The 13,094-nt window shown below is 60.9% G+C and carries 16 protein-coding genes; 8 read left to right on the top strand and 8 right to left on the bottom strand.

Going from position 1 to position 13,094, the window contains the following annotated elements:
- Positions 1-26: 26 nt before the first annotated feature.
- From K5Q02_RS14580 to ttcA, 4 genes are read right to left on the bottom strand one after another with little or no spacing between them, the layout of a single operon-like run.
- Positions 27-806, bottom strand: a complete 780-nt coding sequence (locus tag K5Q02_RS14580) for an NAD-dependent deacylase (protein WP_225831674.1) — start codon at positions 804-806, stop codon at positions 27-29.
- A complete protein-coding gene (locus K5Q02_RS14575; protein ID WP_225831672.1) occupies positions 806-1,525 on the bottom strand; it encodes a DNA-3-methyladenine glycosylase I in 720 nt (239 codons plus the stop codon). The genes K5Q02_RS14580 and K5Q02_RS14575 overlap by 1 nt, the downstream gene beginning before the upstream one ends.
- Before the next feature lie 15 nt (positions 1,526-1,540).
- The gene (locus K5Q02_RS14570) at positions 1,541-2,017 is read right to left on the bottom strand and encodes a hypothetical protein (protein WP_225831670.1); all 477 of its coding nucleotides are present in this window, start codon (positions 2,015-2,017) and stop codon (positions 1,541-1,543) included.
- A gap of 11 nt (positions 2,018-2,028) precedes the next feature.
- Positions 2,029-2,853 carry a tRNA 2-thiocytidine(32) synthetase TtcA gene (ttcA, locus tag K5Q02_RS14565; protein WP_225839690.1) on the bottom strand — a complete coding sequence of 275 codons (825 nt, stop codon included), beginning with the start codon at positions 2,851-2,853 and terminating at the stop codon, positions 2,029-2,031.
- Between the two features lie 145 nt (positions 2,854-2,998).
- Between ttcA and K5Q02_RS14560 the strand changes: the two genes are divergently transcribed.
- Both K5Q02_RS14560 and K5Q02_RS14555 read left to right on the top strand, forming a co-directional pair.
- Positions 2,999-3,577, top strand: coding sequence for a DNA-J related domain-containing protein (locus tag K5Q02_RS14560; protein ID WP_225831668.1), 579 nt, complete (start codon positions 2,999-3,001; stop codon positions 3,575-3,577).
- Between the two features lie 85 nt (positions 3,578-3,662).
- Entirely contained in the window at positions 3,663-4,157 is a 495-nt protein-coding gene (locus tag K5Q02_RS14555) for a SprT family zinc-dependent metalloprotease (protein ID WP_225831667.1), read from the top strand.
- Positions 4,158-4,169: 12 nt separating this feature from the next.
- Here the strand turns inward: K5Q02_RS14555 and K5Q02_RS14550 are convergent, their stop codons facing one another.
- The 4 genes from K5Q02_RS14550 to K5Q02_RS14535 form a co-directional block, all read right to left on the bottom strand.
- Positions 4,170-5,057, bottom strand: a complete 888-nt coding sequence (locus K5Q02_RS14550; protein ID WP_225831665.1) for a chemotaxis protein CheV — start codon at positions 5,055-5,057, stop codon at positions 4,170-4,172.
- An 82-nt stretch (positions 5,058-5,139) separates the two neighbouring features.
- On the bottom strand, positions 5,140-5,376 hold the full coding sequence (locus K5Q02_RS14545) for a glutaredoxin family protein (protein WP_225831663.1): 237 nt from the start codon (positions 5,374-5,376) through the stop codon (positions 5,140-5,142).
- A gap of 46 nt (positions 5,377-5,422) precedes the next feature.
- Positions 5,423-6,541 (bottom strand): DUF5610 domain-containing protein, encoded by a 1,119-nt coding sequence (locus tag K5Q02_RS14540; protein ID WP_225831661.1) that lies wholly within the window; start codon positions 6,539-6,541, stop codon positions 5,423-5,425.
- 89 nt (positions 6,542-6,630) lie between these two features.
- A complete protein-coding gene (locus K5Q02_RS14535; RefSeq protein WP_225831659.1) occupies positions 6,631-7,839 on the bottom strand; it encodes an ammonium transporter in 1,209 nt (402 codons plus the stop codon).
- A gap of 370 nt (positions 7,840-8,209) precedes the next feature.
- On the opposite strand from K5Q02_RS14535, the gene K5Q02_RS14530 reads away from it, so the two are divergent.
- The 6 genes from K5Q02_RS14530 (at position 8,210) to K5Q02_RS14505 (ending at position 13,082) form a co-directional block, all read left to right on the top strand.
- Positions 8,210-8,539, top strand: coding sequence for a DUF883 family protein (locus tag K5Q02_RS14530; protein ID WP_042555727.1), 330 nt, complete (start codon positions 8,210-8,212; stop codon positions 8,537-8,539).
- Between the two features lie 12 nt (positions 8,540-8,551).
- Positions 8,552-8,938, top strand: coding sequence for a phage holin family protein (locus K5Q02_RS14525; RefSeq protein WP_225831656.1), 387 nt, complete (start codon positions 8,552-8,554; stop codon positions 8,936-8,938).
- Complete coding sequence (locus K5Q02_RS14520; protein ID WP_225831655.1) at positions 8,935-9,276, top strand: hypothetical protein; 342 nt, start codon at positions 8,935-8,937, stop codon at positions 9,274-9,276. Before K5Q02_RS14525 ends, K5Q02_RS14520 begins: the two co-directional genes overlap by 4 nt.
- A gap of 83 nt (positions 9,277-9,359) precedes the next feature.
- A complete protein-coding gene (locus tag K5Q02_RS14515) occupies positions 9,360-10,520 on the top strand; it encodes an EAL domain-containing protein (RefSeq protein WP_225831653.1) in 1,161 nt (386 codons plus the stop codon).
- 130 nt (positions 10,521-10,650) lie between these two features.
- The gene (locus K5Q02_RS14510) at positions 10,651-11,982 is read left to right on the top strand and encodes a deoxyguanosinetriphosphate triphosphohydrolase (RefSeq protein WP_225831652.1); all 1,332 of its coding nucleotides are present in this window, start codon (positions 10,651-10,653) and stop codon (positions 11,980-11,982) included.
- A gap of 2 nt (positions 11,983-11,984) precedes the next feature.
- Positions 11,985-13,082 (top strand): FUSC family protein, encoded by a 1,098-nt coding sequence (locus tag K5Q02_RS14505; protein WP_225831651.1) that lies wholly within the window; start codon positions 11,985-11,987, stop codon positions 13,080-13,082.
- Positions 13,083-13,094: the final 12 nt, after the last annotated feature.

Here is a 13,094-nt window from a genome sequence, read left to right as displayed (position 1 = left end):
AGCCGCGACTATGCCCACTAACGTGATCATTTGCAAATATTATGAGTAATGATGTGACTCAGTAGTTCCGGAAAAACATCTAAGGCTCTTTCTTGCAGCCTGAAGTCAACTAGATCGCTGACCTCGCTCTGCGACAAATTGACCTCCACCGTCACGCCCCCGGAGCGGCGAGTGCGCAACAGCGGCTCGACTATATAAGGAAAGCTTGCACTGGTGCCAACGCTGATCACCAGATCGAACCCCGTCTCCAACTGCGCATAAAGACGACCGACGGCCTCCTCCGGCAGCATCTCGCCGAACAGCGTCACCGGCGGGCGCAGCACACCACCGCAACTCCCACACAGAGGCGGCAACGGTTGCTGCAGATGCTCGGCGAGTCCCTCGTCCACACCGCCGCAGCTCTGGCAATGTAGCGGCGCCAACTCACCGTGAATTTCGATCAGACGATCCGCCGGACTGCCAGCCAAACGGTGGTAACCGTCGATATTCTGGGTGAGCACCCAGCACTCGGGTTTCAAAGCTTGCAACTCGGCAATTGCCCGGTGACCGGCATTCGGCTGGGCCGCCATACAGGCGGTGCCGAGTTGTGCCAGGTACTTCCAGCACAGCGCCGGGTCGCGACGCAGCATCTCGCCCGACAGCGCCACCTCGATCGGTACGCCCTCCTCGGTATGGCCGTTGTACAGGCCACCAAGGCCACGGTAGGTGGGTAACCCGGAGTCGGCAGACAAGCCTGCTCCGGTGATGATCAGAATCCGCTGCGCATCCGCGATAGCCAGCGCAAGGCGCAGCAGACTCTCGTGCATCAATGATTGACCGTGTGGGCCAGCATCACCGACAGCTGGCACATGGGCCGACCACTTTCTGCATGCCACTGATTGAAGGCAGCTTGAACCGCAGCGCGGTCGCGCTGACTGCTTGGTACCTTGTCGACAATCTTCTGAGCCTTGAGCGCTGCGACCATGTCATCGGAAGGAATAAAGGTGTCTTTGCCAACCATACGCAGAAAGCGCGGCGCAGAAAGGCCGCCGAGCTGAGTCCCCTGCTTGGCCAACCAGTGCCAGAGCCCGACGATATCGGTCACCGGCCAATCGGCGATCAGTGCACCAAAGGCAAAGCCGGGGCGCGGGGTGGTGGTTTTCGCAGCGGCAGCCGGCCCGCTCAGCGCGCCACGCTCCACGTCGAGAATGAACTGCGCGTTACGGGGTACGCTCTTGAGCTTGCCCAGGTGGCGGATCAGGCGAACGTCCTGCATCAGACGCTCGAGGCGTTCGCCGCCCATCAGCACGACCTTTTCCGGATCGAAACCGAAGAACACTTCTTCGAAGGCCGGCCACTTGGCGTCCACCAGGCTGTGTTTGAGACCCGCCCGGAAGATGCGCAGGCTCATGATCGACAGGTAGCGATCATCGCTCAGCGCCCGCAGTTTCTTGTCACTGGCGGGTTGCGGCAGGCGCGCCTCGAGCGCCTCGACCGAGCCGAAGCGATTCACGCAGTATTCATGCATCCATCGGTAATCGTGCATCGTTTGCCTTGGGATCTACTGGAGTTTGAACGGTGCAGCGAAGCGACCCTCGCTCACCTCGATGAAACCTTCGCCGCCGAGGCGCTTGAGGCGACCGTCGAAGCTGCCGCGCACGCCCCAGTCGTCGATGCTGTCGATCCTGAGGTCGAACGTGGCGCCATCATCATGACTGAGCGCCGACCAGATTTCTGTGCCGTCCTCATGCTGTACGGCATAACGACTGACCAGCCTGGAGCCTGACAGGCTGTAAGTACCTGGCTTGATCTCACCGCCCAGCGCCCACAATTCGAAATCGTAACTGTCGCTCATGGCCCCATCGTCCAGGCGACCACCAATGACCAGATGTTCGCGGCTCTTGGCCAACTGGGCCACCAGCCGCGAATCGAAATGCATGGCCTTGCCACCCAACTCGAGCGTCAGGCGGCCCTGCTCGCTACCGCCATCGCAGCCACTCAGCAACAGACAGAACATCACCAGCATGACCTTGTACATGGCTTGGACTCTTACAGGTTCATCACGTTAAGAAAGCGCGGCGTGGCCTGCTCATCGATTTTCAGGCTGGCGAAGTCGAACAGGTTGCGGTCGGCAAGTTGCGACGGCACCACATTCTGCAGGGCGCGGAACATGATTTCCGTGCGGCCTGGAGATTTGCGCTCCCAGTCCTGGAGCATGTCCTTGACCACCTGACGCTGCAGGTTTTCCTGGGAGCCGCAAAGGTTGCACGGAATGATCGGGAATTCCTTGAGATTGCTATAGGCCTCGATATCGGCCTCGTTGCAATAGGCCAACGGGCGAATCACCACATTGCGCCCGTCGTCGGCACGCAGTTTGGGCGGCATGGCCTTGAGCGTGCCGCCATAGAACATGTTGAGGAAGAAGGTCTCGAGGATATCGTCACGGTGGTGACCGAGGGCCATCTTGGTCGCGCCGATCTCGTCGGCGAAGGTGTACAAGGTGCCGCGGCGCAGGCGCGAACACAGCGAGCAGGTGGTCTTGCCCTCCGGAATCTTCTCCTTGACCACAGAATAGGTGTCCTTCTCGACGATGTGGTACGGCACACCGATGGACTCCAGATAGGCCGGCAGCACGTGTTCGGGGAAGCCCGGCTGCTTCTGATCCATGTTCACCGCGACGATCTCGAAGTGAATGGGCGCGACCTTCTGCAGATAAAGCAGGATATCGAGCATGGTGTAGCTGTCCTTGCCACCGGACAGGCAGACCATCACCTTGTCGCCCTCCTCGATCATGTTGAAATCGGCAATGGCTTCGCCGGCCTGACGACGCAGGCGTTTTTGCAGCTTGTTCTGATTGACCGAGAGGGTGCCCATGGCGCGCGGAAATCCGGTAGAAGTACTGAAGCCGCGCATTTTACCCAGAAAACCAGGCATACCCCAGCCACAAAACGGCCAACCGTCGCCGATTGGCGTGGCGCCCGATTGTGCAAGGCGATATTCCTTCGGCTAAGGTGAGCCAATGAACGAAGAAAACACCCCCAACACACGACTGCTCGAATTGCTCCAGACCGCGCCCGAAGGGCTCTCGGAATACGAGCTGCTGCTGCGCCTGAATCGCTGGCAAGGCGCCGAAGAGCGCCTGCCCACGGATACCCTGGAGTTGTTTCGCAGCCACTTTCTGCTGTTCCATACCCTCTATCGGCTGCGCGACCAGCTGGCCGCCGAACAACGTGCCTTGCTGCAGATCAGCCCGCTGTGCATCCGGCTGCTGCCCTATCAGGCAGGCGAAAGCGCATTGAGCGAAAAGGATCCGTTGCGCGAGTACTACCTCGACCTGACTCATCTGCGCGATACCGATACCGACGATGTGCAGAAACTGCTTGGTGCGTTCTGGGTACGCCTGCAGGGCGGCGAGGAAAAACAGTCGGCCCTCGCCGTTCTCGAGCTGGATGCACACAGCGGCGAGCTCGACCTGTCGATAATCAGGCAGCGCTACCGACAGCTGGTCAGCATTCATCACCCGGATCGTGGCGGCAGCACGCAGCAGTTGCAGAGCATCAACCACGCAATGGAGACGCTGCAGCGTTATTACCGCTGAGGGCACTTGCCGTTCAGCTCGCAAACGCTGCATGGCCGGATGATCTGCGGCATAATCCGCCGCAATCACCTTTCCCGATGCCCCCATGTCAGAACAGATCCACGCCCGCGTCGAGGCTTGCTATCAGCAGGCGGAAACCTTCTTCAAGCAGCCATTCAAACGCCCCGAAGTGAGTTTCAAGCTGCGCGGCCAGAAGGCTGGAGTGGCTCATCTCACGGAAAACAAACTGCGCTTCAACCCGCAGCTGTACCGTGAAAACCAGGAAGATTTTCTGCGCCAGACGGTGCCCCACGAAGTGGCGCATCTGGTCGCACACCAGCTTTTCGGCCTGAGCATTCAGCCACATGGCGAGGAATGGCAGCTGATCATGCGTGGGGTCTACGAACTTCCGCCACACCGCTGCCACAGCTATGACGTGAAACGCCGCCAGGTCAGCCGCTTCATCTATCGCTGCCAGTGCCCGCAAGGCGAATTTCCGTTCTCCGCGCAGCGCCACGCCCTGGTCGCCAAGGGCCGTCGCTACTTCTGCCGGCGCTGCAAGATCACCCTGCAGTTCACCGGCGAACAGAGAATTGAATAGGCGTGCCGCGATTCAGTCGTTGAGACGCTGGAACGCGCGCAGTAGCGCTTTGCTGAGATCGACGCTGGAGAACTTGGTGAGCACGTCGTTGGCCCCCACTGCGCGGGCCTTCTCGGTATTCATGGTGCTGTCCAGCGAGGTATGCAGCAGCACGTAGGTCTCGCCAAGCACACTGTCCTTGCGAATCTGCTGAACCAGGGTGTAGCCGTCCATTTCCGGCATTTCGATATCCGAGACCAACACCTCGATCGGCTGCCCCTCCTGCTGCGCGGCCCGCAGCACTTCAAGCGCGCTGGCGGCGCTACGTACGGCCTGGCAGTCCAAGTCGAGCTTTCGCAGCGTGATCAGCGTTTGCTGCAGGGCTACCTGGGAGTCATCGACGACCAGTACTCGACGGCCTTGCAAGAGCTGCCGCTCGGCATGGCTGAGCAACTCATCGGCGACATCCTCGAGAGGAGCCGGTGCGATCTCATGCAAGACTTTTTCAATGTCGAGAATTTGCACGATAGCGCCGTCGATCTGCGTCACTCCGGTAATGAAAGCGCGCGTGCCAGCGCCAGCAGGCGGCGGGCGCACATCGCGAGTCGAGCATTGCACGATGCGCTCCACGCTCTGTACATGCAGCCCTTGCCGCGACCGGCTGAGCTCGGTAACGATAAGACAGCCGTCCTGGCTATCACTACCACCGCGCTCACCAATCGCTCGCGCCAGATCGATGACCGTCAGCGCCGAACCACGCAAAGTCGCCACGCCGCGCACATGGGGGTGCCGACTGGGCATTTTGGTCAACTGCGGGCAGGGAATGATCTCGTTGACCTTGAGCAGATTGATGCCCAGCAAACGGCCACTGTGCAAACGAAACAGCAGCAGCGATAACGCATCGCCCAGCACTACACCCATGGATACAACTCCCCTGTCATTCTAAAAAGCAAAACCTGGCCAGACTTCGAATGCGTCAGGCTCGTTGTGTGCAGACGGTGTATCAGCCAAGAAAGGCGACGACCTGCGGCGCATCAAACGGCCAAGGCAACTCGGCGCCGGTATCGGTGCGTTTCAGCACGGGTATCAACAACGCATAGCGCTCAAGCAAGTCGTCACGCTCCGCGATATCGACCAACTCGACCAGCAAGCCGCGCTCGACGAAAGGCATCACTACCGCCTCGGCGTATTCACACAGATGACAACCGAGGGTTCCCAGCAATTGGCACTCAGGGAGCATGGGTCAGCCTCCGCAGCGAGAAAGGTGGCATTCTACCACCCCGCCCTCAACAATCAGGCGCTCGCCGCCCTCCATCCGCTTTCGGCGCCAACGTGGAGCCCAACAGGCCCTGCAGACCGTCCAGCAGGCGGCCATTAAGCTGCTCTGCCTTGTCCAGCCGCGCAGTATCAAACCGCTCGTCCAGCGAGAAGCCACCTTTAAGCAGATCCTGCAGCAGGCCCTTGCCGTCGCTGACCCATTCATTGGCGTTACGCAGTGCGTCAAGCAGGCCCTGAGCATAGTCGTTGAGCGCGCCGTTGACCGCACTGGCTGGCTGCCCACCCTCGCTGGCCACGGAGCCGTAGGTATCGGTAGCCTGGCGCACGCTGGTCTGGGTCAATTTCAGGGACATGGAGGCCAGTTGCGAGCCGTCCATTTCCAGCGACATGGCCCGATCGAAGGCGCCGGCCACATCACCGGAATAGAAGGAATTGGAAAGATCCTGCACCTGGCTGAACAGCTTCTCCAGGGCGGCTTTTTCCTGATCATCCAGATCACCCTCGACCTGCACCTGCCAACCACCGATCTGCAGACTGCCGGACTGGCTGCTGGAACCTTCGGTGCGCGACCAGGCGGCGGACGCCTGAGCGATCGATACACGCAGGCGGTCACCATCTCGGGTGGTGATATCCAACTCGAAGCTTTCCGCCACGGCCGCAAAACGGTCGCTCGACGTCGGTACGACACCAGCGGCTGGCGCTGCGCCGAACTGTTTGTCGAGGCCGGCAAAGCCCTGCTGAATGCGCTGGTAGGTATCGTCGATATCAGTGGCGACCTTACCCTTGAGAACGCCCATGCCGTCGAGAATCTTGCGGGCTTCGTCGAAGCCCTTCTCTACGCCAGAACGGGCCTGATCCATGAATTTCTGCAGCTTTTCCGGGCTCGCACCTGCAGCCGCTTCGCTCTTCAGCCGCTGCTCGATGAACCCGAGCACGCGATCTGCCACCTTCTCCGGAGAGAAGTCATCCTGCTTGGCGGTGAGCGAGCCGGCAGGCAGCCCCAGGCGCTCGGCAAGCCGATTGGACAGCGCGGCCTGGGCATCGGCCGCGTTGCGGATGGTGGTCTGGCCGCCAATCTGAGGCGAGCGGCCTGTCGTTGAGGTCGACAGCGGAAGAGAAACAGTCATGGCAAGTCACCGAAACGGAGCATGTCCAAGGTTGACGGCAGCTCTTGGCAAAAGTTTAGGGCTAGCTACCGAGCAACTCGACAAGCGGCTCAGTCCTGACTGACCGCACCGATCTTGTGTATCGACAGATCGGCGCCGTAATACTCCTGCTCCTGGCTCAAACGAATGCCGACGACCAGCTTCAGCGCGCCATATACCAGGAAGCCGCCAATCAGCGCCACCAGCACACCCAGTACGCTGCCGAGCAACTGACTGACCAGGCTGACACCACCCAGACCACCCCACATCTGCTGCCCGAAGATGCCGCAGGCGATACCGCCCCAGACGCCACACAAACCGTGCAGCGGCCAGACGCCGAGCACATCGTCGATCTTCCATTTCACTTGAGTGGCGGTAAACGCCCAGACGAACAGCGCGCCGGCAATAGCGCCAGTGACCAGCGCACCGACCGGATGCATCAGGTCGGAACCTGCGCAAATCGCCACTAGGCCGGCCAGCGGGCCGTTATGCAGGAAGCCAGGATCGTTGCGGCCGACGATCAGCGCCGCCAGCGTGCCGCCGACCATGGCCATCAGCGTGTTGACCGCCACCAGTCCGCTGATGCTGCCCAGGGTCTGGGCGCTCATCACGTTGAAGCCGAACCAGCCGATGATCAGTATCCACGAGCCCAGAGCAAGGAATGGAATGCTCGACGGCGCCATGGCGACCAGACGGCCATCGCGGTAACGGCCATCCCGGCGCCCGAGCAGCAGCACCGCGGTGAATGCCAGCCAGCCGCCAACGCCATGCACCACCACCGAACCGGCAAAGTCGTGGAATGGCGCGCCAAATTGCGCCTCCAGCCAGCTCTGCAGGCCGAAGTTACCGTTCCAGATCATGCCCTCGAAGAATGGATAGACGAAGGCAACGATCAGCGCCGTGGCGCATAGCTGCGGGCCGAAGCGGGCGCGCTCGGCGATGCCGCCGGAAATGATCGCCGGTATCGCCGCCGCGAAGGTCAGCAGAAAAAAGAACTTCACCAATGCATAACCATTGCCCTCGACCAGTACGCTGGCGGGGTGCAGAAAGGTCACCCCATAGGCAATCCAGTAGCCGACGAAGAAATAGGCCATGGCGGAGATCGCGAAGTCCGAGAGGATCTTCGACAGAGCGTTGACCTGGTTCTTCTGCCTTACCGTGCCCACTTCCAGAAAAGCGAAGCCGGCGTGCATGGCGAGCACCATGATCGCGCCGATCAGGATGAACAATGTATTAGAGCCGTGAATCAGCGTTTGCACGGCACTGTTGAGATTTTCCATCGAGGCAGAGGCTCCGCAGAGAAAAGCACCAGAAAAGAACATCGCCCAATCAGAAAGCACCACAAAGAGGCATCAGTGGCCGCTTTACCGCGTTACCAACTGAAGGCGAGCGCCATCCTGGTGCTCAACGATGCTGTCATTTCAGCACTTATTGATTAATTATCAATTTGTTACGTACGCACCAGACCATTGCCTTCCTAGCGGAGCAAGCACCATAAACATGCATCTCAGGCACGAACGCACCACGCCAATGCAATGCTTATGCCTTCCGGGCCTGCTTCATTCCCGGCGATTCACAGATAGACTGAACCTGGCCAATGGCAGCTACTCGAACCCCTTACACCGCATCACACCTACAGGAGAACGATCCATGGCCCGCCCACTTCCTTCACGTCCTGCTGCACCTGCCAATAAAGAAGAACTGCTCGAAGAGTTTCAGGCGCTGGTGCGCGACACCGAAGTCTTGCTTCAGCACTCGGCCAGCCTGGTAGGCGATCAAGCCGAAGAGCTGCGCGCGCAGATCCGTGACAGCCTCGGCCGTGCGCGTTCGACGCTGAAGAACACCGAAGAGAACGTCGTGCTGCGCGGTAAGGCTGCAGTCGGCGCGACCGAAGACTATGTGCAGACCCACCCATGGCAGACCATCGGCATAGCCGCCGGCATTGGTATACTGATCGGCATGCTCATTAGCCGACGTTGATCAGGACAGCACATGGATGACAGCCAGACAGCAGCACCTCCCAGCCGCGGGCCTTCGCCGCGGCGCCTGGCCGGTGCCCTGCTCGGGCTGATTCAGGGCCATGTGGCACTGTTCAGCGAAGAGTTTCGGGAGCAGCAGGCGCGCACCGTCACCCTGCTGATCCTGACTGGCTTGTGCGTGTTGTTCGGGCTATTGCTGATCACCGGCCTATCTGCCGCACTGCTGATCGTATTCTGGGAAAGCCACCGCATTCTGGTGATTTCCCTGCTTTGCCTCTTCTATACGCTGGGTTTGCTTGCCTGCGCGGCGAGCCTTGTCCAGCGCATGCGCAACGCCCCCGCCCCATTTAGCGCCAGCCTCGAAGAACTGACCCGCGATCGGGAGCAATTGCTGCCATGACCCGCCCCAGTAGCAAGACCTCCACCCAGGAACTGCGCAAGACCATGCTGCGTCTGCGCCTGGAAATGCATCGTCAGGAAATTCGCCACGAAACCATGGTCATCCTGCAGCCGTTGCAGAAAGCCAAGGACTTCGGCAATCACTGGCGCCAGGAACTCAAAGGCAGCAACGCACCAATCTGGATCACCGGCGGAGCCTTCGCATTGACCCTGCTCGGTATGCGCGGCGGCCAATGGCGTCGCTGGCTGCGCATGGCGCTGGAGGCTTTTCCCAACCTGAGGAAACGCCCGGCCGACCCTGAAGGCAAAAAGCCAGCAAAAGAGCCTGAGCAAGCCTGATACTGGCCACATTCTTGCTAGCGACATGGGCTTGAGCCGGATATTACCCGGCATTACCGTTCTCTTTGCTAAGGATGTGCTCGGTGCTCGACGGTCAACCGCTCGCCGTCTTCCAACCCTTTATCGATACGGCTACCGGCCAGATTGCTGGCGTCGAAGCGCTGGCCAGGCTGCGTGACGCACAGGGTCGCCTGCACTCGGCAGGGCCGCTGTTCGCCAATCCCAAGACACCGCCAACCGCCCTGCGCCGCCTCGACCGGCAAGTGCGTGAACAGGCGCTGATGCGTTTTCACGACGCGCCGTCGCAATGGTTCTTGAGCCTGAACATATCGCCACGCTGGATCAGTCGCTTGCGACCTGAACAGGCGCTGCCCAGCCTCAAGCAGCTTGAGCGCAGCGGTATCGATCCCAAGCGCGTGGTTTTCGAGATCACCGAACTCGGTGGCGCAAGCCAGCGCCTGCCTGGCGTAGTGGCCCGCTACCGGGAAGCCGGCGCGCGCATCGCCATCGATGACTTCGGCGCTGGCTACTCCCAGCTCGACCGGGTGCTGGCCTTGCAACCCGATATTCTCAAGCTAGACATGCGCCTGTTCCAGGAAGCAGCCCGTGGCGGCCCCAGTGGCGAAGTGGTCAAGGCACTGGCGATGATGGCCGAAAAAACCGGCTGCTGGATCATCGCCGAGGGCGTGGAAACCAACGCCGAACTCGACTTTGCGTTGGAATGCGGAGCCCGCTACGTGCAAGGCTATCTGTTTGCCAGGCCCGAACTGGCGTTTTTCGAGAACGATGCGTTCGTTGATCGTTTCGCACTGCTGCGCGATCAGTACGTGCAGCAGAAATTGGCCGAGAGGGCTCGTCTGATGGGCCTACGCAAACAACTCGCCGAGCTGTTCGCAGTGCTCAAGAACGATCTGGAAAGCGGCCTGCCGGCAGCGCTTGCCGCGCCAGTGGCCTACCCCTGGCTGCTGCGCCTGTACCAATGTGACCGCCATGGCACACAGACCACGCCCAACCTGGAGTGGCGCGACGGTGCCTGGCAGGCCGATGATCGCTACATCGGCCATAACTGGTCGTGGCGCCCGTATTTCTACCAGTTGCTCGCAGAGGGCTGGGAAGAACGCCGCCTGATTCTGTCCAGCACTTACCGCGATGCGACCAGCAACCAATACTGCCTCACGGCCGGGCAGTTCATCGACAACGGCAACCGGCTGTTACTGGTCGATATCGATGCCAATGGACTTTAGTGGATGCAGCCTTGCAGTTGCTTCGTCGAACAGGGAAGCTAACGATCAATTCGCATGTGGGGGTCTTTGGCAAACCACATGCATATGACCGACGAAGGCCGCGCCATCGTCTCCGATAAAGGAAGCACGCTTGGACTGGCAAACCCTGCTCACCCGTGAACGTCTTGGCAAACCGTCGCCCAGCGCCGATGAACTGGGCCGCAGCCCCTTTCACAAGGATCATGACCGGATCATCTTCTCCGGTGCCTTCCGCCGCCTGGGCCGCAAGACCCAGGTGCACCCGGTGTCCAGCAACGACCACATCCACACGCGCCTGACCCACTCGCTGGAAGTCAGCTGCGTCGGCCGTTCCCTGGGCATGCGCGTCGGCGAGATTTTGCGCAGCGAACTGCCCTCCTGGTGCGAGCCGAGCGACCTGGGCATGGTGGTGCAGTCGTCCTGCCTGGCTCACGACATCGGCAACCCGCCCTTCGGCCATTCCGGTGAAGACGCCATTCGCCACTGGTTCCAGCAGGCGGCCGGTCGCGGCTGGCTGGACGCTATGAGCGATGCCGAACGCGGCGACTTCCTCAGCTTCGAAGGCAATGCCCAGGGCTTTCGCGTGCTCACGCAGCTCGAGTACCACCAGTTCGACGGCGGCACGCGGCTGACTTATGCAACCCTAGGCACGTACCTCAAGTACCCCTGGACGTCTCGTCACGCAGAGGCCCTCGGTTACAAGAAGCACAAATTCGGTTGCTACCAGAGCGAGCTTCCACTGCTCGAACAGATCGCCAGCAAGCTCGGCCTGCCGCAACTCGAAGAACAGCGCTGGGCGCGTCACCCCCTGGTGTATCTGATGGAGGCCGCAGACGATATCTGCTACGGCCTGATCGATCTCGAAGACGGCCTGGAAATGGAGCTGCTCGACTACGCCGAAGTGGAGTCGCTGCTGCTCGATCTGGTCGGCGATGACCTGCCGGAGACCTATCGCCAACTGGGGCCCAACGATTCGCGTCGACGCAAGCTGGCAATCCTGCGCGGCAAGGCCATCGAGCACCTGACCAACTCGGCAGCCCACGCCTTCGTCGAGCAGCAGTCGGCGTTGCTGGCAGGTACTCTGGAAGGCGACCTGGTCGAGCACATGCACGGCCCAGCCAAGAATTGCGTGCAAGCCGCCAAGGCGATGGCCCGGGAAAAGATCTTTCAGGACAAACGCAAAACCCTCCACGAGATCGGTGCCTACACCACCCTGGAAATTCTCCTCAATGCCTTCTGCGGCGCGGCGCTGGAACAACATGGCGGGCGCACGCCGTCGTTCAAGAACCGCCGCATCCTCGACCTGCTCGGCCATAACGCGCCCGATCCGTACTGGCCGCTGTACCGCTCCTTCCTGCGGATGATCGACTTCATTGCCGGCATGACCGATAGCTACGCTACCGAAATGGCCCGCGAAATGACCGGCCGCTCGAGCCCCGTCTGAGCATGCGCCAGGTATTGCGACAGTTGTTCAGCTGGCACGCCGGGCCACCTGCCTGGGGCCCGGCCGTGGTGGCAGGGCTGGGCTGTGCACTGCCGTTGCTGCTGGGGCTGTTCAGTGCTCACCCTGGCTTCCTGTGGGCCTCGGTCGGTGCTTTTCAGGCTGCACAGGCCAATCCGCTACACCGCTTCGGCATGCTGCGCATGCTGCTGCTAACCGGGCTCGGCGCCTGCAGTGCAGGGTTGGGTTTCTGGTCGGCGACGCACCCACTGATCAGCCTTTCGCTATTCGCCAGCTTTGGCCTGCTGCTGGCCTGGCTGCAGCGTTACGGTACTGAAGCAGGCAAGCTGGGTATCGGCCTCACTGTGTGCCTGTGCCTGGGTCAAGGTCAATACGGCAGCAGCAGCCTGAATAACCCCTACGCCATTGCCATGCTGTTCATTCTCGGCGGGCTGTGGGTGATGCTCCTGGCGTTCGGCCTGCGTGGCGTTCACGGCCTGCGCATGTGGCCGTACATGCCGCGCCTGATGAGCCTGATAAAGGTGCTGCGCCGCCATGCCCGCCGCCAGTCACGCCAGCAGTGGTGGTTGTACGCGATGGGCTGCACGCTGGCAGTATCGCTGGCCGGCCTGATCGTCAACCTCGCGCACCTGCAGCGCGGTTACTGGCTAACTCTAGCGGTGGTCACCACCCTGCAGCTGGAGTTCAGGGGCAGCCTGGTGCGTGCCCTGCAGGCAAGCATGGCCAGCCTGAGCGCTGCCGGACTGCTGATCCTGTTCGGCAACAGCCTACAGAGCCCACCGATGATGGTGGCCATCATGCTGCCGCTGATCACCCTGAGCCGTGCTCTGCAAGCGCACAACTACGGCCTGTTCGTGCTGCAGACCACGGTGTGCTTCGTGCTGCTCGCGGAAAGCCTGGCCAGGGACTGGCACCTGCCACAGGTACGCCTGTTCAACGTCACCCTGGGCATTCTGCTGACACTGTTCATAGCCTTGCTAATGCATGCCCTGCGGCAATGGCTGGACAATCGCGCGGCGATAAAACAGCAACCACTCGGCAATAATGACAAAGTGCCTTCACAAGACTCGACAGTGCCATAAACGCCTGACTAT

Source organism: Pseudomonas sp. MM211 (assembly GCF_020386635.1).
Lineage (GTDB): Bacteria > Pseudomonadota > Gammaproteobacteria > Pseudomonadales > Pseudomonadaceae > Aquipseudomonas.
The sequence above is the reverse complement of the archived record's forward strand: the minus strand, read 5'-3'. Positions and strand labels throughout refer to the sequence as shown.